This is a genomic window from Caballeronia udeis, from assembly GCF_001544555.2.
Classification (GTDB): domain Bacteria; phylum Pseudomonadota; class Gammaproteobacteria; order Burkholderiales; family Burkholderiaceae; genus Caballeronia; species Caballeronia udeis.
The window spans coordinates 31,833-53,063 of record NZ_FCOK02000047.1 but is presented as its reverse complement, the minus strand read 5'-3'; the positions used below and the strand labels follow the sequence as shown (position 1 = coordinate 53,063).

The window sequence follows — 21,231 nt, the reverse complement described above, 5'->3', positions numbered from 1 at the left end:
GACTAGCGGAATAAAACCTGAACGGATGACCCGGAATTCACAGAAGCAACGCATGCCCGAGCAAATCCGGGCGAGCAACAAGCGGCTCGGTCTGATCCTGGTAGCGGTGGCCTTGGCGTTTTGCCTGGCCGCGATCATTGATCAATACGTGCGCTCGAGAGGGTAGGGAAGTGTCGACGCCTGAGGAGATCAAGGAAGATCGCGCGTTCAACCGCTCGATGATGGTCAAGTTGATTGTCGTGGCGGCGGCCATGTTCGGTTTTGGTTTTGCGCTCGTGCCCATGTATCGCGCGATCTGCTCGATTACCGGCATCAACAATCTCGTGCAGCGCGACGTGGGCGCACGGGAAGCAAAGAATACGCAGGTCGACACGAGCCGCAAGATTTCCATCGAATTCGATGCTAACGCGCGCGGTCCGTTGCAGTTCAAGCCGGAACAGAACACGCTCGACGTGCATCCGGGTGAAGTCATGACGGTGATGTACGAGGTGACCAACCAGCAAAGCCGTACGGTTCAGGCGCAAGCCATTCCGAGCTACGCGCCCATGCAGGCCACCGAGTACTTCAAGAAGATAGAGTGTTTTTGCTTTACGCAGCAAACGTTGAAGCCGAACGAGACGCGGCGCATGCCCGTGGTGTTCGTGGTGGATCCGAAGCTGCCCAAGGATGTGAGAACGATCACGTTGTCGTACACGTTCTTTGAATTGACCGCGCCCGCGGCGGTGTCGCGAAGCGGTATATAGCCCAAGGCTGCGCTTCCGGCAAGTACGCGCGGCAAGGTGGGTGGTACACAAGCCGCGGCACGCGGCGGAGACGTGAGATGGTTGAGACACAGAAGGAAGTGCCGAAGAACAGTTTTCTTCGGTTGCTGAAGGCGGTTTTCTGGTCGTTCTTCGGCGTGCGCCGTCGCCGTGACCTGGAAAGCGATGCCTCGCTGAATCCGCTGCATCTGATCGCGGCCGGGGTTATCGGGGCGGCGCTGTTTATCGTCGTGTTGCTGGTGGTGGTGCGGGCGGTGGTGAGATAACGCCGGTGGCGTGGCTGCAAAAGGATCAAGCGGCAACGGCAATGGCAGCAAAAATTTCAAGCAACTGGATCGAAGTGGAGAATCAATAATGAGCGGTCAAAACGAAAGCCCGTACTATTTCGTCCCGCACCCGTCGAGACATCCGATCATGGCCGCCACCGGCCTGCTGATCTCTATGGCTTCGCTGGCGTCGTGGGTCAATGGTGAACCATGGGCGCCGATCACGTTTGTCATCGGCCTGCTTTGGCTGCTGTACACGCTGTGGCACTGGTTTGGAGACTCCATCGGGGAATCCGAAGGCGGGATGTACGGCAAGAATGTGGATTTGTCGTACCGATGGAGCATGAGCTGGTTCATCTTCTCCGAAGTGATGTTCTTCGGGGCATTCTTCGGTGCGTTGTTCTATGCGCGCCAGATTGCGCTGCACGAACTGGGCAGCCTCGATTACAAGCTGATCTGGCCGGATTTCACCGCCGTATGGCCGAACAATGGTCCTGCCGGGCTGGTGTCGCACTTCCGCTCCATGACGCCGTGGCCGCTGCCGACCATCAATACCGCGCTGCTGCTGAGTTCAGGTGCAACGCTGACGGTCGCCCACCATGCGCTGCGCGAGAATCATCGGAACAAAACCATTATTTGGCTGGGCGCGACCATTCTGCTGGGCCTCTGCTTCCTGTTCTGCCAGGGCTACGAGTATTTTCACGCGTATAACGAACTGAACCTGACGCTGGCTTCGGGCGTGTACGGTTCCACGTTCTTCCTGCTGACGGGCTTCCACGGTTTCCACGTGTTTCTCGGCGGCACCATGCTGACTGTGGTTCTCGTGCGCGTGATCCGCGGGCACTTCACGGCCGAGCATCACTTCGCGTTTGAAGGGGCTGCGTGGTACTGGCACTTCGTGGACGTGGTGTGGCTTGGACTGTACGTGGTTGTGTACTGGCTGTAAGCGCGTGCAGGCTGGGTGGATGCGGCGGGTTGATCCAGCAGCATCCGGTCTGGCAGCGTGGTAGGAAGTCGATTGAAAAAGATGCTTTGCAAAGCGCCGCCTCGACCTGACTCGGGCGGCGTTTTGTTTTTGAAGGGGCCTGACGGAATGTTAAGGCAATGTTTTCGATGCGCCGATTTGTCGCAGCGTTGAACCTGGCGGCCAGCTAGTATTCCGCGATGCTTGGGGCGAACCTTCGTGCCGACGGACAGCCCAACCGAAGGCCCAACCCACGTGATGTCCAGCGTCCTGCCTAGCGTCCGAGCGGAATCCCGGTGGACTGAATCCAGCCCATCCAGTGCGCGAACAGGATGAAGAGGAACAGCGAGATCGACAGCCCGACCCGCATGGCAAGCGACCACACCATGCGCTTGGTCTTGCCCTTGTCGGTCATCATGAAGTACAGCGCCGAACCCAGGCTCGCGATGATGAGAATGAATGCAATGGCAACGAATATGTGCATGAAAACAGCCAGTTGGCCTAAGAAGTTCGATCCTTCGATTATCGCACCGCAGGTAACATGCCGCGTGGGCGTGCAGGTTTTCATCGGTGGAAACGCGGTATGAAAATTCGTTTCTGGCCGGCGCTGATCATCCTGATCGTCATGGCGGTTACGGTGCGGCTTGGCTTCTGGCAGCGGGACCGCGCGCATCAAAAAGAGCAACTGAACGCGCGGATTGTTGCGTTTGAAAACGCACCCGTGCAGCGCGTGGGCGCGACCCCAATTGCGCTGAAGGACATCGAGTTTCATCGTGTGCTGGCGCGTGGCACGTTCATGCCCGATCGTGTCGTTTATCTCGACAATCGGCCGTATAACGACCAGCCGGGTTTCTACGTCGTGATGCCGCTCAAGCTGGATGGCGGCGGGGTCGTGCTGGTGAATCGCGGCTGGTTGCCGCGGAATCTGGCGGATCGCACGGGTATTGAGCCGTATGACACGCCGGCAGGCGAAGTCGAGGTTGAAGGCATCGCGCGGGCGAATGCGTCGCAGGCTTTTGAGCTTGGACATGGCGGTTCCGCGGCGGAACTAAAAATTCGGCAGAATCTTGATGTCGCCAAATACGCCGCCGAAACGGGTTTGCCGCTGCAACCGTTCGTGATCCAGCAATTGAACAACAGCGGCGACAAGCTGGTGCGCGACTGGCCGGCGCCGACCATGGGCGTGGACACCAATTACGGGTACATGCTGCAGTGGTGGGGCATGGCGCTCGCGGCGCTGGGATTCGGACTCTACGCTGCGCGGCGCGCGGCGAAGAAAGACAGCACCGGACAGCCTGCTCAGGAAACAATTGATGGGAAGGTCTGATCCGATAAGCTTGATAGCGGCGGGTCCGACCTGAAAAGGACGACTGGGCTTTCGCGGCAGCAAGGCTTGGCGGAACATGCAGCAAGCAGCAGCAAGCAGCAGCAAGCAGACGCACCAGGCCGAAAACCGGTTCCGACCGGCAGCCATGAAGCTGGCGCCGTACGCTTGAACGATCGCATCGCGTGGACATTGAGTCCGCGATGCCGCCAACGAATAGAGGCAACATTTTGTCCATGCAAACTCCCCGACCGTCCGCGTCAGCTATCCACAAGGCGCGTGCCCAGCAGCAGCAACGCACATCCGGCTCATGGAACAAGGGGCGCTGGATGCTGCTCCTGCTTGCCGCCGTGTGCGCTGCGCCGGTCATCGCGTCCTATTTCATGTACTACGTGGTCAAGCCGACCGGCGGCACGACGAGCTACGGTGCGCTGATCGAGCCGCAGCGCCCGATTCCCGACCAACTCGTCGTCACCGACGAACAAGGCAAGCCGATGCCGCTCAGCGCCTTGCGCGGGAAATGGCTGATGGTCACGGTCAACAGCAGCGACTGCAACGAGCAATGCGTCACGCGTCTGTTCTTCATGCGGCAGGTGCGCGTGCTGCAATCAGCTGAGCGCGACCGGGTGGTCAACGTGTGGCTTCGGACCGATGACAAACCGGTTTCGAGTGTGATTCGCACCGCTTATCCGCAGCCGGACACGCGCATGCTGGTCGCCGATCCCAAAGCGGTGGCGGCGTGGCTCCCGGCGGGCGCCGATTCACAACTCACCGACCACATTTTCCTGGTCGACCCCAATGGCAACCTGATGATGCGTTTCCCCAAGGATCCGGAACCGGAGAAGATCAAGGCGGATCTTGCGAAGCTGCTGAAGTGGTCGCGGATCGGCTAAGGACGGACCAAGCACCAATGAAGGAAAGAACCAAAGGCGAGTTGAGGACAGTGCACGCATGACTTACGTTTTACAGCTCGGGTTGATCGGCATCTGCATTGCGTTGTTGCCGCTTTCGTACGTGTGGGTGAAAGCCGATGACAACAAATTTCGCAAGCTCGTCTGGCTCACCACGTTCCTGACGCTCGACCTGGTGATGTTCGGCGGTTTCACGCGGCTGACCGATTCGGGCCTTGGTTGCCCCGACTGGCCGGGCTGTTACGGCACGTCGTCGCCGTTTATTGCGCATGCGGCCATTACCGCCGCCCATCAGGCAATGCCGACAGGGCCGGTGAGTATCGGCAAGGCGTGGATTGAAATGATCCACCGCTATTTCGCGATGGCAATCGGCGTGTTGATCATCGCGCAGGTTCTGATTGCGTGGACAGCGCGTTTCAAGCGCAGGCCGTTGCACGTGTCGCCGTGGTGGCCGACCGGGATCCTGATGCTGATCGTGGTGCAGGGTGCGTTCGGCGCCTGGACGGTCACCATGAAGCTGCAGCCGGTGATTGTGACCACGCATCTGTTGCTCGGGCTGGCGTTGCTCGGCTCGCTCGGCTGGCTGGCCGCGCGCCAGACGCCGATTCCGGCGATCGATCCCGCCGCCGCTCGGTGGCAGCCCGCTGCGCTCGTCGGATTATTGCTGCTGGTGGTCCAGATCGCGTTGGGCGGCTGGGTCAGCACCAACTACGCGGTACTCGCCTGCACGGACTTTCCGTTGTGCAACGGCGCCTGGATTCCGCCGATGAACTTCGAGCACGGCTTCCACCTGTGGCGGGCGCTCGGCATGACCGGCGACGGCGATGTCATTTCGCAGGACGCGCTGGTCGCGATTCACTGGACCCACCGGACCTTTGCGATCGTCGTCGTGCTATACACGTTGTGGCTCGCAGCGAAGCTGCGGCGATTTGAGTCGTTGAGAAAACCCGCTAACGGCATCATGATCGTGATCGTCGTGCAGTTCCTGACGGGATTGTCGAATATCCTGCTGCAGTGGCCGCTGCCTATTGCCGTGGCGCACAACGGCGGGGCGGCCATCCTTTTGCTGTTGCTCGTTATGGTAAACTTTCGAATCTCTTCCAGCCGTCCCGGCCACGTTGTGTGGCCGTCTGCCACCGCCCCGCGCGACGCCGTTCCCGCATCACTCCCGCGCCAAGCTCCGTGAGTTTCTATGGACAGCACGACACTAATTTCCCCCTCCGGTAACCGTCTCTCGCAGTACATCGCGTTGACCAAACCGCGCGTCACGCAACTCGCGGTTTTCTGCGCGGTCATCGGCATGTTCCTGTCCACGCCCGGCATGGTGCCGTGGACCGTGCTGATCGGCGGAACCGTGGGCATCTGGCTGCTGGCCGGCGCCGCGTTCGCCATCAATTGCCTGATGGAGCAAAAGATCGACGCCATGATGCGTCGCACCGCGTGGCGTCCCTCCGCACGCGGCGAGATCACGCGGGCCCAGATCCTGCTGTTTTCAGCGGTGCTCGGCGGCGCGGGCATGTGGACGCTCTACACGTTCACGAATGCGCTGACCATGTGGCTGACAATCGCGACGTTCGTCGGCTATGCGGTGATCTATACGTGCCTGCTGAAACCCGCGACGCCGCAGAACATCGTGATCGGCGGTGCGTCGGGCGCCATGCCGCCGGCGCTTGGCTGGGCAGCCGTCACGGGCCATGTGCCCGGTGACGCGTGGATTCTTGTCCTGATCATCTTCGTTTGGACGCCGCCGCACTTCTGGGCGCTGGCGCTGTACAGGCGCAAGGACTACGAGAACGCCGGCTTGCCGATGCTGCCGAATACGCACGGCGAGAAATACACGCGCCTGCATATCTTCCTGTACACGGTGATCCTGTTTGTCGTGACCATGATGCCGTTTATCTCCGGCATGAGCGGTCTGCTCTATCTGGCCTCGGCCGTTGTGCTCGGCGGCGTTTTCCTCGGGTATGCGTGGAAGATTTATCGTGAATATTCCGATGCTCTCGCGCGCAAGACCTTTCGGTTTTCCATCGTGTATTTGTCGCTGCTGTTCGGCGCGCTTCTCGTGGATCATTACGTGCGCACGGTGATCGGTTTATGAAGTTTTCAGTTCGAGGGATCGCTGTCTGGTTGGGATTCGTTTTGGCCGCCGTACTGCTCGCAGGATGCGACAGCAAACCCGCGTTCACGAATCTCGACATCACGGGCAACACGCAGTTCGGCAGCGATTTTTCGTTGCCCGACACCAGCGGCAAGACGCGTACGCTGGGTGACTTCAAAGGCAAGGCCGTTGTACTGTTCTTCGGCTATACCCATTGCCCGGACGTGTGCCCGACCACGCTCGCTGAACTCTCGCAGGCGTTGCAAAAACTCGGTGATGACGCCAAGCGCGTTCAAGTGCTGATGGTCACCGTCGATCCCGCACGCGACACAGCGCCGTTGCTGGGTGAATATGTGTCGGCGTTCAGCCCGACGTTCATCGGTTTGCGCCCTGCCGACACGCCGGAACTGGTCAAGATCACGAAGGATTTTCGCGTCTATTACGCGCAGGTCCCGGGCAAGACGGCCGGTGAATACACCATGGACCATACGGCCGCGAGTTATGTCTTCGACCCGCAAGGCAGGCTCAGGTTGTTTGCACGCGACGGGCAGGGCGTGGATACATGGGTACACGATCTGAAGTTGTTGCTCGACTAGGCCGACGCCTGCTACTGGTTACACGCTTACGCAAAGGCCGTTTCAACTCGCGTTGAAACGGCTTTTTTCATGGCAGATTTCCGCTCCGGACCTTCGATGGAGGTCACTCGGGAAACGCGCCGACAATCACAGCGATTGCGGCAAATTCAGCCCGGGAGCGAGCCGCGTGGCTGTGAACTCGATGATGTCGTAGTGCGCCAGCCGCTGCTGCGAGAACGGGTCTTCTGCGATGATCGCGTCAAGCCGGTCCCGCTCAATGCTCGCCGCCAGGATGATGCCGCCGTCGCGCGGTACTTTCGGTCCCGCGATGATAAACACGCCTGCCTCGAACTGCCGTTCGAGATACAGGCGATGAGCGTCGAGCGCTTCGTCGATTTCAGCGAGCGCGCCGGTGTAGCGTAGATGGATGACGTACATGGGCGATTTCAATCGATGGAGAACGGGACTCAATCTTAAGCCTGCAACGGGCGCTCGGTGCTTCCGCTTTAAAAAGCGTGTGGTTCTTTCAAGTGCTTTTCCCATTCCCCCTGGTTGCTTAGTTCCTCGAAACCGAACGGCCGGAGAAAAGGTGCAACCGAAACGGGGTTCAAATCGGTCGCGCAGACAACGCGGCCGTACCCGGACTCCGTGGCAAACGCTACGCAGGCTTTGATCAGCCGGCGGGCGATACTGCCGCGCCTCACCCCCGGTTCCACAAACAACGCCGCGAGCCGTGCGCTCCCGGCTGACACGCCTATCAGCAGGCTCGCGCCTACGCTGACGCCGTCTTGCTCGGCGATCCAGCACCCGTTGCGAAGCGGATCAGGTGCGGTCAGGTAATCCGCTACGACCATTGCTGTGCGAGTTTCCCGTTCGCGCTGCGCATGTGTCCCGCCGGGGGCGAGTTGCGCCTCGCGCTCGACGATCCAGCCGAAATCCCCCGGTCTCGGGCCACGCAGCCGGACTTGCGGCGCGTCGGCGGGAGGCGAGAGCAGGCGCTGGACATATCCCATCGATGCGATCAGTTGCGCGCGTTCGCCCGGTGTCATGGCGTCCAGCGTGGTCGATACGTCGTCGCGCACGTGTGCGCTTGCGGTGGACAGTCCTGTTTCTCCGGCTGCGGTCAATGAAACCTGGGTGCTGCGGGCATCGCCGGAACAGGGACGCCTCTCAATCAGTCCGCTGCGCTCGAATTGCGTCAGCATCCGGCTCAGGTAACCGGTATCGAGTCCGAGCGTGCGCGAGATATCCGCCGCCGTACATGCGCCGCCATGCATGACAGCAAAGAGCACACGCATTTCTGTCAGCGACAGCGCGCTGTGCTCGACCAGCTCATGCGGCGCCCTGACATGGCACGCATAAAACCATTGGAAGCGGCGCACCGCATCCGTCAGGCCGTCGCTCAAGGAATTGACCATATCCGCCTCGCTCTCTCGTTTTTATGCCGCTCGCCATTTCTCCCGGCGAATCGATCGAAGCTATTGTGCCGAATAAAAGCATGATCGTGCATAAATGCCCGGCCGAGACCTCTTGCGGTGGCCGGAGGGCGTCTATAGTGTGTAGATCAGACGCGTTGAAGTGGGCTGCATTCAAGGGTAATTACTGATACCAAAGCGATCCTGAAATATATTTGAGATGCGTTCAACTTATTGATAATTAACAAGTTTGTTGAGTAAGTGGCAATTGATTTTGAAAATTGACTGGTATTATTTTGGTTATATAATGGGCTCGCCAAAGACGTCGGTTTAGTGACCATTGTTATGCACAATCGCTTCGTTAAACGATCGTAAAAAATGGTCGCAAAGGGTCAATCAAGGTGTCCGGCTGGCATCCTGTTCCAGTGCTGTTCGTGCGGTAAGCATCGCGCCAGAGTCCCTCTGCTACCGGACCGGCGAGACGTCGAAACAGGCGTCGAAAAACAATTCCAGAAGCGAAAAACGCCATTGCGGGAAGTCACCGGGGAAACATTTCATCGGCAGCTTCCGGCCTGCTCGCAGCAGGTGCGACGGTTGATGGAGCTTCATCACGCGCGCAGCGCGCGCCACCAGCGCGTGTAATGCGCGTTAAGCGGTACGTTTCACGAGAGAGATTCATGCTGAAAGGAAACATCCTGACGACCGACGGCTGGATATACGGCTCGATCGAGTTTGCGAACGGACGGGTGACCGCGCTCGAAGGCGCGCGCGTGGACCCGAAGACCAATGATGCCCCGTACATCTTGCCGGGCTTCGTCGACTGCCATGTGCACGGCGGCGGCGGCGCGGACATCATGGAAGGCGGCGACGCCGCGACCACTGTTGCACGCGAGCACGCGAAGCATGGCACCACCAGCATGCTCGCCACCACCATGACCGCTCCGCGCGACGAACTCATGGCGGTCGTCAAGGGCCTGGGCGAACAATCCATCCGCCGCGCGTCAGGCGGTGCCCGCGTGCTCGGCGTGCATCTGGAAGGACCGTATATCAATCCCGGCAAGCTTGGCGCGCAGCCGGACGCGGCCGCGGTTGCCGTCCGGGACGAAGTGCTGAAGTACTTGTCGCTCGCGCCCATCCGCGTGGTGACCATCGCTCCGGAAATCTCCGGGCATATTGAAGTGATCCAGGAAATGGCGGCGCGCGGCGTACGTGTGCAAGTGGGCCATTCGCTCGCTACTTACGACGACGCGGTCAATGCGCTCAAACACGGCGCACGCGGCTTCACGCACTTGTTCAACGCCATGTCGCCGCTGCTTCACCGCAATCCCGGCGTGGTAGGCGCGGCGCTCGCGCATGCCGAGTATGCCGAACTGATCCCCGATCTCATACACGTGCATCCCGGTGCGATCCGCGCCGCGCTGCGCGCCATTCCGCGCCTGTATGTGGTCACCGACAGCACCTCGGCGGCGGGCATGCCCGACGGCGAATATCGCCTGGGCAGCCAGCACGTGACGAAGTGCATGGGCGGCGTGCGTCTCGCCGACGGCACGCTCGCAGGCAGCACGCTGACCATGGATCAGGCGCTGCGCAATCTTGTCTCCATCGGCCTGCCGATGGCGGACGTTTCCAATCGCCTGTCACGCTACGCCGCCGATTACCTCGGCCTTGAAGACCGGGGCCGGATCGCGCGCGGTGCGTGGGCGGACCTCGTTGTATTCGATCGCGAACTCGCGTTGACGGCAACTTATGTAGAGGGTGAATCAATTGTCGAATATGCTTGATGAGGCGCTGGCTTCCGCCGACGTGGTGGCTGCCCAGCTAGCCGACACTTCCCACATTGAAGCACTCGCCGCACGGCTCGCCGAAGAGCCGCGCCATGTTGCTCTGACCGTCGCGCGCGGTTCGTCGGATCACGCCGCCAGTTACTTCGCAGGCCTCACGATGAGCCGGATCGGCGTGCCGGTTGCGTCGTTACCCATGTCGGTTGCGACCCTGCAGCAAGCGCCGTTGCGCGTGAAGGGCCAATTGGCCGTGGCGTTTTCCCAGTCGGGCAAGAGCCCCGATCTGGTCGGCACCATGCAGGCGTTGCGTGCCGCCGGCGCACTGACTGTTGCCGCTGTCAACGTGCCCGGTTCGCCGCTCGCCGAAGCGTGCGAGTGGAGCCTGCCGCTGCTGGCCGGCCCGGAATTGTCGGTGGCCGCGACGAAAAGCTATATCGCGATGTTGTCGTTGTCGGCGATCGTGATCGCGCACGTGCAGAAAGATGTCGAGTTGCTGGGCGCGCTGAAAACGCTGCCGGACGCCTTGCGCGCGGCGGGCAAGCTCGATTGGTCGCACGCCGTCGATGAACTGAAAAACGTCGACCGCATGATTGTGATCGGCCGTGGTCTTGGTCTCGCGATTGCGCAGGAAGCGGCGCTCAAGTTGAAGGAAACATCGGGAATACAAGCCGAAGCGTTCTCGAGCGCGGAAGTGCGGCATGGTCCGATGGAACTCATCGGCGAGGACTATCCGTTGCTCGTGTTCGCGCCGCGCGGTCCGGAACAGGCCGGGTTGATCCAGCTTGCCCGCGATATGCGCGCGCGTGGCGCACGCGTGTTGCTCGCCGCACCCGCGGACGTGCCCGAAGCCACGTTGCCCCTCGTTGAGACAGCCCATTTCGCGCTCGATCCGATCGCCGCGATCCTGTCTTTCTATGTGATGGCCGATGCCCTGGCTGCCGCGCGCGGGCGCAATCCCGACGCGCCGCGCCATCTGGCCAAAGTCACCGAAACCCGTTAATCGAGAGTCATCCGATGCGCCGTGCCGAGGAGTCCCTGTTGAATCATTCCCCTGAAAACCCGAACGATTTCGTGTTGCTTGCGCCGTTCACCGGCCCGATGGTGCCGCTCGCCGATGTCCCCGATCCTGTGTTTGCGGACGGCATGTTCGGCGATGGTATTGGTATCGATCCGCTTGGAGGTTTGCTGCTCTCGCCCTGTGATGGCGTCATCACACACCTCGCGCGTACCCATCACGCGGTGACGCTGCGCACGCCGCAAGGCGCGGAAATCCTGGTGCATATCGGAATCGATACGGTTGAGCTTGCAGGTAAAGGTTTTACGCCGAAGGTCGAGCAGGGCGCGAGCGTGCGCACAGGCCAGGTGCTGATCGAATTCGACGCGGACTACGTTGCCCAGCACGCACCGAGCCTCGTTTCCGTGATTGCGATTGCCAATAGCGACGCGTTCGAGATTGTCGACCGGGCTGGCCGCGGCATGCTGAAGGCAGGCGAAAGCCAGTTGCTGGTGCTGCGCGGCAAGGGCGGCGCGAAAGCAGATGCGGCCCGCAGCGATTCGAATTTCACCGACGAAGCGCGCCGTAGCGTGACGCTCGCGCATGCCGGTGGTTTGCACGCGCGGCCTGCGGCTCGCGCCCGCGAAGCGGCACGTGGTTTCGACGCCAAGGTGGAAGTGCGCTTCAACGGCCGCAAGTCGCCCATTGAAAGCGTGGTCGGTTTGCTTGGGCTTGGCGCCGGTGAAGGTGCGACTATCGAACTGCTTGGTGTCGGCGCGCAAGCGGCTGCCGCGGTTGAAGGGGTCGCGGCGGAATTGCTGCGCGAAGCGCATGGTGAGGTGGAGGAGAAACCGGCGCGCACGCAATCGCCCGCGCCCATCGCTGCAGCACGCGATCCCGGCAAACCGCTTGATCCCAACACCATTGCCGGTGTGTGCGCATCGCCGGGTGTTGCAGTCGGCAAACTCGTGCGCTGGGACGATAACGACATTACGCCGCCTGAACAGGCAACCGGTCAATCGGCCGCGGAAAGCCACTTGCTGGACAAAGCCATTGCCAGCATCGATGCGGAACTGGCCGAAACCGTACGCACTGCTTCGCAACGCGGTGCAGTCGGTGAAGCGGGGATTTTCGCGGTGCATCGCGTGTTGCTGGAAGATCCGACGCTGCTCGACGCCGCGCGCGACCTGATCAGCCTCGGCAAGAGCGCCGGATTTGCGTGGCGCGAAGCGATTCGCGCGCAGATCGTGTTGCTGTCGTCTATTGAAGATGCGTTGCTCGCCGAGCGCGCTGCGGATCTTCGCGATATCGAAAAACGTGTGCTGCGCGCGCTCGGTTATACGAACACGGCAGCGCGTGAATTGCCCGACGAAGCCGTTCTCGCCGCCGATGAATTCACCCCTTCGGACCTGTCGTCGCTCGACCGCACACGCGTGACCGCGCTGTTGATGGCACGCGGCGGCGCGACGTCTCACGCGGCGATCATCGCGCGTCAGATCGGCATTCCGGCGCTGGTCGCGGTGGGTGACGCATTGCACGCGATTCCCGACGGCACGCAGGTCGTGGTCGACGCCACCGCGGGACGCCTCGAGTACGCACCGACCGAACTCGATGTGGAACGTGCACGTCTTGAGCGCCAGCGTCTCGCGGGCGTGCGTGAGGTGAACCGGCGCACGTCGCAGGAAGCGGCGGCCACGAGCGACGGCCGCACGATCGAAGTCGCGGCGAACATCGCGACACTCGACGACGCAAAAACCGCCGTCGATAACGGCGCCGATGCCGTTGGCCTCCTGCGCACGGAGTTGTTGTTCATTCACCGCCAGTCGGCCCCGACGGCAGACGAACATCGCGAAAGCTATCAATCCATCGTGGGAGCGCTGAACGGACGCACGGCAATCATCCGTACGCTTGACGTGGGTGCGGACAAGGAAGTCGATTACCTCACGCTGCCGCCGGAAACAAACCCGGCGCTGGGCTTGCGCGGCATTCGCCTGGCGCAGGTGCGCCCTGATCTCCTCGACGACCAGTTGCGTGGTCTGCTCGCGGTGAAGCCGTTCGGCACGGTGCGCATCCTGCTGCCAATGGTCACCGATTCCGGCGAACTCGTGCGCCTGAGAAAGCGCATTGACGAACTCGCCGCGGAAATCGGCCGGACCGATCCTATTCAGGTGGGCGTGATGATCGAAGTGCCGTCGGCGGCGCTGCTGGCCGATCAACTCGCGCGACACGCGGATTTCCTGTCCATCGGCACAAACGATCTCACGCAATACACGCTCGCCATGGACCGTTGCCAGCCCGATCTCGCCGCTCAAGCCGACGGTTTGCATCCCGCCGTGCTGCGCCTGATCAAGGCAGCGACCGACGGCGCCGCCAAACACGGCAAATGGGTCGGTGTGTGCGGCGCGTTGGGCGGAGATCCGGTTGCCGTGCCCTTGCTCGTGGGCCTTGGCGTGACGGAGTTGTCGGTGGACCCGGTTTCGGTTCCCGGCATCAAGGCGCTCGTGCGCAAACTCGATTACCCACTGTGCCGTCAGCGCGCTGAGGATGCCTTGGCGCTCGAATCAGCACAGGCAGTAAGAGCAGCAAGCCGCGAAATCTGGCCGCTGGACTAACACGTCCGTCCGGTAGCCAGCCTTCGCGTTCATTAGTAAAAAAAGCTTCGATCGACAACATGTCGCAACAACACGATCAACGACAAGACACTTATCTCTGGAGAACCTGATGGACGCCAACCTGTTTGCAAGAATGCAGCGTCTCGGCCGCGCGCTGATGCTGCCGATTGCCGTGCTACCGGTGGCCGGGCTGCTATTGCGCCTCGGCCAGCCGGATGTCTTCAACATCAAGATGATCGCCGACGCGGGCGATACGATCTTTTCAAACCTGCCACTCTTGTTCGCCATCGGCGTGGCGGTTGGTTTTGCGAAGGACAATAACGGTACGGCCGGTCTGGCAGGTGCGATCGGTTACCTGATCGAAATCGCGGTGATGAAGGACATCAACGACAAGCTCAACATGGGCGTGCTGTCGGGGATTCTTGCGGGTTGCGTGGCCGGGTATCTCTACAACAAGTACAAAGACATCAAGCTGCCTGAGTACCTCGCGTTCTTTGGAGGGAAACGCTTCGTGCCGATTGTCACGGGGGTGACCTGTCTGGTGCTCGGCATCATACTTGGCTATGTCTGGGCACCGGTCCAGGCGGCCATTGATGCAGCCGGCGGCTGGCTGACCGGCGCAGGCGCACTCGGCGTGTTCGTGTTCGGCGTACTGAACCGGATCCTGCTGGTGACGGGTCTGCACCACATCATCAACTCGCTTGCATGGTTCGTGTTCGGCTCGTACACGCCCCCGGGCGGCGGCGCGGCGGTGACGGGCGATTTGCATCGCTTCTTTGCCGGCGATAAAACCGCGGGCGGCTTCATGACGGGCTTCTTCCCGATCATGATGTTCGGCTTGCCGGCAGCGTGTCTGGCCATGTTCCATGAAGCACCGAAGGAACGCCGCGCAATGGTGGGCGGCTTGCTTTTCTCGATGGCGCTGACCGCGTTCCTGACGGGCGTGACCGAGCCGATCGAATACACCTTCATGTTCCTTGCACCGGTGCTGTATGCAATCCACGCGGTGCTGACGGGCCTGTCGCTTGCGATCTGCTCGGCGTTGGGCATTCACCTCGGCTTCACATTCTCGGCTGGGGCGATCGACTACGTGCTGAACTACGGGCTTTCGCAGCGCGGCTGGCTGGCGATTCCGGTCGGCCTGGTCTACGGACTCGTTTACTACGGGCTGTTCCGCTTCTTCATCCGCAAGTTCAACATGGCGACGCCGGGCCGTGAGCCCGCTACGACCGATGCAGAAGTTGAGTCGTATGACAACACGGGTTTTGTTTCCCCGACCGCCGGCGCTACGGTGCCGCGTGCAGTACGTTACATCGCTGCTTTGGGCGGTGCGTCGAATCTGACGCTCGTCGATGCCTGCACGACCCGTCTGCGTCTTTCCGTGGTGGATTCGGCGAAGGTTTCGGAACCCGAGTTGAAGTCGATTGGTGCTCGTGGTGTGTTGAAGCGTGGCCCGACGAGTGTGCAGGTCATCATCGGGCCGGAAGCCGATCTCATCTCCGATGAAATCCGCACCGAACTCGAACGTACGTCCACACGTGGCGCAACGGCTGCTTCATCGGCTCCGGCTGCAGCTCCCCTGGCCGCTGTCGCCCCAGGCGAACAAGGCCCGCTCGATCCCGATCCGGTACGCTGGCTCGCAGTGTTCGGTGGTGCGACCAATGTAGCGTCGCTCGATGCTGTCGCTGCAACGCGGCTGCGGGTAGTGGTGCGCGATCCGTCGTCGGTGGATCGTCAGCGCTTGTCTGCGCTCGACGTAGCGTGGGTTTCCGCCGATACGTTCCACATCGTCGTGGGCAATGCGGCGCAACGTTACGCCGATACCATGGCGAAGCGCCTTTCGCCGGGCAGCGGCACGGCGCCATTGCCGGCCTAAGCCAGGCCCGCAACCATGCGGCGATGGCCGGCTCTGAAAGCCCGGCCAAGAACAAGCCGCCAGCAATGCGAACTCATCTGCAACGATGAGTTCGCACAGCCTCAAATCCTTTTAGATATTTCAAGACCCGGTCTGGCGAAAGTCACGAACCGGGTTTATTCTTTGCGTGGAAAATAATAAGTAAGTCTAATTAATAAAAGATTCGAAACGAATACCGTGTTTGTTCTACTTTTATGTTGAAGGCGTTTTGGTAACGCCAGTAAACCTGGCAGCTATTCATCATTTAAATTATTAAGTTAGCCTAATTAAATTAAAGAAAGAAACAAAACCCACTGTCGTTTCTCTATCAGGAGTCTTAGATGAAAGCACGCATTGTCGTCTGGATCGTGTTCATGCTTGCCGCTGGCGCCGCACATGCCGGCAACTCATTCAATGTGAAATGCAGCTATTCGCACACGCTGGCGGACGACCCCATCGTATATCCGGGAAAGGTGGGAGAGGCCATGGTGCATGAGTTCTTCGGCAATACCAGTACCAATGCCAACAGCACCTACGATTCGCTGAACAGCAACCGCATTACCACGTGCGATTCGAAGGGCGATATCTCGGCATACTGGGTGCCGGAATTGAGACGATCGTCCGGGATCGTCCTGCCGGATTATCAGAAGACGTACTACAAGAATGACCAGGCCGTAGTCCCGATTCAGACAATTCCCGCTGGCCTGGAGATGCTGGCTGGAGATCACATGGGATCCGCTCCAAACCCGCATATCAATTTCCTGTGCCGGGGTGGCTCATATACAACGGTCGCCCCCACCAATTGCCCGGTCGTGACAGACAACAGCGGAACCTATTCACAGCTCGATATCTCGGTGCATTTTCCAGATTGCTGGGATGGCAAGACCTTGGTGCCAATTCTGCGCAGCGACGCCAGGAACGTGATGAGCAAACTCCATGCGGCGGCCAAGGGCGCGCTTAACGTGGCGTATAGAAATTCCGATGGCACGTGTCCCAGTGCTTATCCCGTCAAGATTCCCGAGTTGCAACTAAACGTCCAGTACTCGCTCGGCAACGATCCTGACTTGTCCGGCGCGCAGTTGTCGCTCGATCCGATATTCCAGAACGGGCAGTGGGTTCCGCAATGGGGCAGCATGTACACCGCTCACGGCGATTTCATCAACGCGTGGCACCCGGAAAGCCTGCAATACATCATCGATACTTGCTCCAATCGCGAAACTGTTGCCGGCACTACCTGCGCCAGCAACATTCCGACCTACTATTCAAAAGGCAGCGCGAACGTCCAGCTCGATAGCGGCGGTGCAGTCCTCCCGACAAACACTACCCTCGACTCGACGCCCGGTAGCATCGTCCTCATCAAATTTCCGATGCCCGCCAACCTCAACGACTTTCCCTACTCAGGTTCCTATCTGCAGACTTTTGGCGGAAACACGACCGATACCGTTGCCATCACGCTCGATCTGTACGCCGCGTCAACCACTTGGGACGATGCGAGCAATTTGCCGACGGCATCGGCATGCACGAGCCAACGCATTGGCGGCATTTACCTGAACAATGTGCAGCAGGTGCGCAACAACGACATCAGCTCATATGTCGCGTCGCAGAAGACCGCAGGGGCGACGCAAATTGCGTTGTGCATCAAGAATGCGACGGGGAAGACCTTCCAGTTTTCCTCGCGCGACGGTTCATGGGCGCCGGGGCTTTACCTGAAATGATGGTCTGGCATTTCCCCGCGCCGAGCGGCGCGGGGTCCGGAGCACGATCCGGGCGCTCAATCTCGGTTACCCAGGTTTCCTGGCGTGCTCCCATTTAATTGAGATCATCCCGATAATAGGAGGCAAATTGCCGCATAAATGTAATGATTAATATGTGGCAACAAGACGCATCGAATTAAAGCAAAATATTTTTTGAAAAAATTGGATTAAATGCGTCCATGAAATAGCGCTACCCTTCTCCCGAGGCTAATTAAAGTCTAGACGTAATCTCTCAAAAACGTTGAAATCGGGCAAGGTATGAAACAAAAATCCGGCTCGGGATTTTGCAAATTTCTAGCAATGTTCCCGGCTCTTCTTCTGTCTGGCTGCGGCCAGATGGATCTTCTCGATCCTAAAGGCAGTATCGGACTGGCCGAGAAGAATCTGATTCTTACATCCACGTACGCCATGCTGATCGTGGTCGTGCCGGTGATCTTCCTCACGCTGCTATTTGCGTGGAAATACCGGCAATCTAATACGTCAGCCGAGTATTTACCTAAATGGGCTCACTCTACCAAGATTGAAATCGTGATCTGGCTTGTTCCGAGCTTGATTATCCTTTATCTCGGTATTCTGACGTACAAGAGCACCCATGCGCTCGATCCGTATAAGCCGCTGGTCTCCGAGGTTAAGCCAATTAACGTTGAAGTCGTAGCGCTCGACTGGAAATGGCTTTTCATTTATCCCGAACTTGGTATTGCATCGGTTAATCGGATCGAGTTTCCGGTCGGCACGCCTGTGAACTTCAAGATCACATCCGATTCGGTGATGAACTCGTTTTTCATCCCGCAACTGGGCGGCCAGATCTACGCCATGGCCGGCATGCATACCAAGCTGCACTTGATCGCCGATGAAGCCGGTGACTACGCCGGCATTTCCGCCAATTTCAGCGGGGCAGGTTTCTCGGACATGAAGTTTCGCGCCGTCGCAACGACCCCCGAGGAATTCGCGGCGTGGGTGGAGAAGGTCAAGGCATCGCCGAATCAGCTTGACGGCGTGAACTACGCGGCCGTCGCAGCGCCGACCGAAAAGCATCCGGTTCAGTACTTCTCGAAGGTCGATGCCAATCTGTTCCAGAACATCGTCGCGAAATATAACAACGGGCATGCTCGCAACATACCCGACCCGATCTGCCGCACGAAGGGGGCATCATGAATTTGCTGGGCAAACTAACTCTGTCGGATATCCCGTTCGATGAGCCAATCATCATGGCCGCGGCGGCGTTCATGGCCGTGATTGTGCTCGCGGTCATTTTTGCGTTGAGCTACTTCAAGAAGTGGGGTTACCTCTGGAGCGAATGGCTGACCTCCGTCGATCACAAGAAAATTGGGGTGATGTATATCGTCGTGGCGGTTTTGATGCTGCTGCGCGGTTTCGTCGATGCGCTGATGATGCGTGCGCAACTTGCCGTCGCTTATAACGGCCCGGGATTCCTCCCGCCGGAGCACTACAACCAGATCTTCACCGCCCACGGCGTCATCATGATTTTCTTCATGGCAATGGCGTTCATGATCGGCTTGATGAACATTGTCGTGCCGCTGCAAATCGGCGCGCGTGACGTTGCGTTCCCGTTCATCAACTCGCTCAGTTTCTGGATGACCGCGATTGCCGCAATGCTGATGAACATCTCGCTGGTGATCGGCGATTTCGCGCAGGTCGGCTGGCTCGCGTATCCGCCGTTGTCGGAGTTGCAGTTCAGTCCGGGTGTGGGTGTCGACTACTACTTGTGGAGTCTGCAGCTTTCCGGCATAGGGACCGTACTGACCGGTATCAACTTCTTCGTCACCATTGTGAAGATGCGCGCGCCCGGCATGACGTTCATGAAGATGCCGGTGTTCACGTGGACCGCGTTGTGCTCGAACGTGCTGATCCTCGCCACGTTCCCGATCCTCACCGCAACGCTCGCGTTGCTGGCGCTCGACCGTTACCTCGGCATGCATTTCTTCACGAACGACGCCGGCGGTAACGCCATGCTGTATCTGAACCTGATCTGGGCGTGGGGCCATCCCGAGGTGTACATCCTGGTGCTGCCGGCGTTCGGCATCTATTCGGAAGTCGTGGCCACGTTCGCGAAAAAGCCGCTGTTCGGCTACAAGACGATGGTCTACGCCACATGCTCGATCATGGTGTTGTCGCTGCTTGTCTGGTTGCATCACTTCTTCACGATGGGTTCCGGCGCGAACGTGAATGCGTTTTTCGGGATCATGACCATGATCATCGCCATTCCGACTGGCGTGAAGATCTTCAACTGGCTGTTCACCATCTACAAGGGCCGGCTGGAATTCTCTTCGCCGGTGTTGTGGACGATCGGCTTCATGATCACCTTCACCGTCGGCGGAATGACTGGCGTGCTGCTCGCGGTGCCGGGCGCGGACTTCGTGCTGCACAACAGCCTCTTTTTGATCGCCCACTTCCATAACGCGATTATCGGCGGCGTGGTATTCGGGTATCTCGCTGGTTTCACGTACTGGTTCCCGAAGGCGTTCGGTTTCAAGCTGAACGAAACGCTCGGCAAGTGCGCGTTCTGGTGCTGGTTCGTGGGCTTTTGGACCGCGTTCATGCCGCTCTATGTGCTGGGTTTCATGGGTGCGACGCGCCGCATGAATCACTACGACACGCCGGGCTGGCAGCCGTACATGGTCGTTGCGCTGATCGGCGCGTTGATCATTCTCGCCGGGGTGCTGTTCCAGGTCGCTCAGGTCGTGGTCAGCGTGGTGAAGCGCAACTCGCCTGAGTACAAAGATGTCACGGGCGATCCGTGGAATGGCCGCACGCTCGAATGGGCTATGAGTTCGCCGCCGCCCATCTACAACTTTGCGGTGCTGCCGGTGGTACATGACCTCGATGCCTTCGCGCACATGAAGGAACGCGGTCGCACGCGCCATGCAATCGAGGACTACCGCGACATCCACATGCCGCGCAATACGAGCGCCGGGCTGATCATCGGCTTGTTCAGCCTCGCTATTGGTTTCGCGCTGGTCTGGCACATCTGGTGGCTGGCAATCGCCGGGCTGCTGGGCGTGGTCGTCACGCTCATCATGCGCAGTTACGACGACGATATCGACTACACCATTTCGGCTGAAACCGTTGCCGGCATGGACGGCACGCCGACACCGGCTCGGGAGCTCGACTTGCAGGAGGCACTGTAATGCTGCAAAAAACACTCTCACTGAACCTGCCGGGTTCACACGATGATCACGGCGCCTCGAATACCGTGCTCGGGTTCTGGCTGTACCTGATGACCGACTGCATCATCTTTGCGTCGTTGTTCACGGTGTTCGCCGTGATGGGCCATCAGTTCGCGGGCGGCCCGTCAGGCAAGGACGTCTTCGAGCTTCCCGGCGTCATGATGGAAACGGCCATCCTGTTGCTGAGCAGCATCACGTTCGGTTTCGGCATGCTGGCCGCTCACAAGGGCAAGTCGACCGCGTTGCTGGCCTGGCTTGGTGTCACGTTCCTGCTGGGCGCTGTGTTTATCGGGCTGGAAATCCATGAGTTCAGCTTGCTGATCGCCCAGGGTTACGGACCGGAGCGCAGTGCGTTTTTATCGGCGTTTTTCACGCTGTTCGGCTTCATCTTGTCGGTTGTGCTGACTGTCGCCGCTTTTGGCGTGGTCACACAGCAGTTGATGGGGCCGACAGAATCGATCATCGCCATTGCGGTGCTCGCGTTCATCCAGATCCTCGTGTATCTGGTGTTTTTCCTGCACATGAACACGTCGTCATCGCAGCGATGGAACGTGCTCGCGTTCGGATTCACCGTGATGGTGGCGGTGATCGTGATCGGAGGGACGCTGTGGGTGCTGAATAACGTCGGTCACCACATGATGTCGCGTTAAGCGGCAGGGGTTTCGCCCCAAGCAGCGTAGAACGCGGCGCCCGA

20 protein-coding genes are annotated in these 21,231 nt (G+C 59.7%); 17 read left to right on the top strand and 3 right to left on the bottom strand.

The genetic code is table 11. The features are described 5' to 3' along the window. Positions 1-25: 25 nt before the first annotated feature. The 4 genes from AWB69_RS49650 to AWB69_RS28045 all read left to right on the top strand — a co-directional run bounded on the left by AWB69_RS49650 (position 26) and on the right by AWB69_RS28045 (position 1,973). Entirely contained in the window at positions 26-166 is a 141-nt protein-coding gene (locus AWB69_RS49650) for a cytochrome oxidase small assembly protein (RefSeq protein ID WP_231937264.1), read from the top strand. 4 nt (positions 167-170) lie between these two features. Next, complete coding sequence (locus tag AWB69_RS28055; protein WP_075644003.1) at positions 171-743, top strand: cytochrome c oxidase assembly protein; 573 nt, start codon at positions 171-173, stop codon at positions 741-743. A 77-nt stretch (positions 744-820) separates the two neighbouring features. After that, positions 821-1,027, top strand: a complete 207-nt coding sequence (locus AWB69_RS28050) for a DUF2970 domain-containing protein (protein WP_062090096.1) — start codon at positions 821-823, stop codon at positions 1,025-1,027. Positions 1,028-1,115: 88 nt separating this feature from the next. Further along, the gene (locus AWB69_RS28045; protein WP_062090095.1) at positions 1,116-1,973 is read left to right on the top strand and encodes a cytochrome c oxidase subunit 3; all 858 of its coding nucleotides are present in this window, start codon (positions 1,116-1,118) and stop codon (positions 1,971-1,973) included. A gap of 292 nt (positions 1,974-2,265) precedes the next feature. On the opposite strand, the gene AWB69_RS28040 is transcribed toward AWB69_RS28045, so the two are convergent. Continuing rightward, the gene (locus tag AWB69_RS28040) at positions 2,266-2,475 is read right to left on the bottom strand and encodes a twin transmembrane helix small protein (RefSeq protein ID WP_047895574.1); all 210 of its coding nucleotides are present in this window, start codon (positions 2,473-2,475) and stop codon (positions 2,266-2,268) included. Between the two features lie 99 nt (positions 2,476-2,574). Between AWB69_RS28040 and AWB69_RS28035 the strand changes: the two genes are divergently transcribed. From AWB69_RS28035 to AWB69_RS28015, 5 genes are all read left to right on the top strand, one after another. Then, positions 2,575-3,318 carry an SURF1 family protein gene (locus AWB69_RS28035; RefSeq protein ID WP_062090094.1) on the top strand — a complete coding sequence of 248 codons (744 nt, stop codon included), beginning with the start codon at positions 2,575-2,577 and terminating at the stop codon, positions 3,316-3,318. A 233-nt stretch (positions 3,319-3,551) separates the two neighbouring features. Then, a complete protein-coding gene (locus AWB69_RS28030; protein WP_062090093.1) occupies positions 3,552-4,208 on the top strand; it encodes an SCO family protein in 657 nt (218 codons plus the stop codon). A 58-nt stretch (positions 4,209-4,266) separates the two neighbouring features. Beyond that, the gene (locus AWB69_RS28025) at positions 4,267-5,412 is read left to right on the top strand and encodes a COX15/CtaA family protein (protein ID WP_062090092.1); all 1,146 of its coding nucleotides are present in this window, start codon (positions 4,267-4,269) and stop codon (positions 5,410-5,412) included. Positions 5,413-5,418: 6 nt separating this feature from the next. Next, positions 5,419-6,324, top strand: coding sequence for a heme o synthase (cyoE, locus tag AWB69_RS28020; protein WP_062090091.1), 906 nt, complete (start codon positions 5,419-5,421; stop codon positions 6,322-6,324). Further along, positions 6,321-6,920: an SCO family protein gene (locus AWB69_RS28015; protein ID WP_062090090.1), complete on the top strand. Its 600-nt coding sequence runs from the start codon at positions 6,321-6,323 to the stop codon at positions 6,918-6,920. The genes cyoE and AWB69_RS28015 overlap by 4 nt, the downstream gene beginning before the upstream one ends. 126 nt (positions 6,921-7,046) lie before the next feature. Here the strand turns inward: AWB69_RS28015 and AWB69_RS28010 are convergent, their stop codons facing one another. Together AWB69_RS28010 and AWB69_RS28005 are read right to left on the bottom strand one after the other, a co-directional pair. After that, positions 7,047-7,337, bottom strand: a complete 291-nt coding sequence (locus AWB69_RS28010; protein WP_062090089.1) for a YciI family protein — start codon at positions 7,335-7,337, stop codon at positions 7,047-7,049. A 68-nt stretch (positions 7,338-7,405) separates the two neighbouring features. Beyond that, positions 7,406-8,317, bottom strand: a complete 912-nt coding sequence (locus AWB69_RS28005; RefSeq protein ID WP_062090088.1) for a bifunctional helix-turn-helix transcriptional regulator/GNAT family N-acetyltransferase — start codon at positions 8,315-8,317, stop codon at positions 7,406-7,408. A 674-nt stretch (positions 8,318-8,991) separates the two neighbouring features. Between AWB69_RS28005 and nagA the strand changes: the two genes are divergently transcribed. The 8 genes from nagA (at position 8,992) to cyoD (ending at position 21,187) form a co-directional block, all read left to right on the top strand. Beyond that, positions 8,992-10,095, top strand: a complete 1,104-nt coding sequence (nagA, locus tag AWB69_RS28000) for an N-acetylglucosamine-6-phosphate deacetylase (protein WP_062090087.1) — start codon at positions 8,992-8,994, stop codon at positions 10,093-10,095. Continuing rightward, positions 10,088-11,095, top strand: coding sequence for an SIS domain-containing protein (locus AWB69_RS27995; RefSeq protein ID WP_062090086.1), 1,008 nt, complete (start codon positions 10,088-10,090; stop codon positions 11,093-11,095). The genes nagA and AWB69_RS27995 overlap by 8 nt, the downstream gene beginning before the upstream one ends. Before the next feature lie 14 nt (positions 11,096-11,109). After that, positions 11,110-13,701, top strand: a complete 2,592-nt coding sequence (gene ptsP, locus AWB69_RS27990; protein WP_062090085.1) for a phosphoenolpyruvate--protein phosphotransferase — start codon at positions 11,110-11,112, stop codon at positions 13,699-13,701. Positions 13,702-13,810: 109 nt separating this feature from the next. Continuing rightward, positions 13,811-15,577, top strand: a complete 1,767-nt coding sequence (gene nagE / locus AWB69_RS27985) for an N-acetylglucosamine-specific PTS transporter subunit IIBC (protein ID WP_062090084.1) — start codon at positions 13,811-13,813, stop codon at positions 15,575-15,577. Positions 15,578-15,936: 359 nt separating this feature from the next. Beyond that, on the top strand, positions 15,937-17,310 hold the full coding sequence (locus AWB69_RS27980; RefSeq protein ID WP_062090083.1) for a DUF1996 domain-containing protein: 1,374 nt from the start codon (positions 15,937-15,939) through the stop codon (positions 17,308-17,310). A gap of 297 nt (positions 17,311-17,607) precedes the next feature. Further along, positions 17,608-18,504 carry a ubiquinol oxidase subunit II gene (gene cyoA, locus AWB69_RS27975; protein ID WP_062090082.1) on the top strand — a complete coding sequence of 299 codons (897 nt, stop codon included), beginning with the start codon at positions 17,608-17,610 and terminating at the stop codon, positions 18,502-18,504. Between the two features lie 2 nt (positions 18,505-18,506). Beyond that, positions 18,507-20,498: a cytochrome o ubiquinol oxidase subunit I gene (cyoB, locus tag AWB69_RS27970; RefSeq protein WP_062090119.1), complete on the top strand. Its 1,992-nt coding sequence runs from the start codon at positions 18,507-18,509 to the stop codon at positions 20,496-20,498. Next, positions 20,498-21,187 carry a cytochrome o ubiquinol oxidase subunit IV gene (gene cyoD, locus AWB69_RS27965; protein ID WP_062090081.1) on the top strand — a complete coding sequence of 230 codons (690 nt, stop codon included), beginning with the start codon at positions 20,498-20,500 and terminating at the stop codon, positions 21,185-21,187. The genes cyoB and cyoD overlap by 1 nt, the downstream gene beginning before the upstream one ends. Positions 21,188-21,231 lie beyond the last annotated feature (44 nt).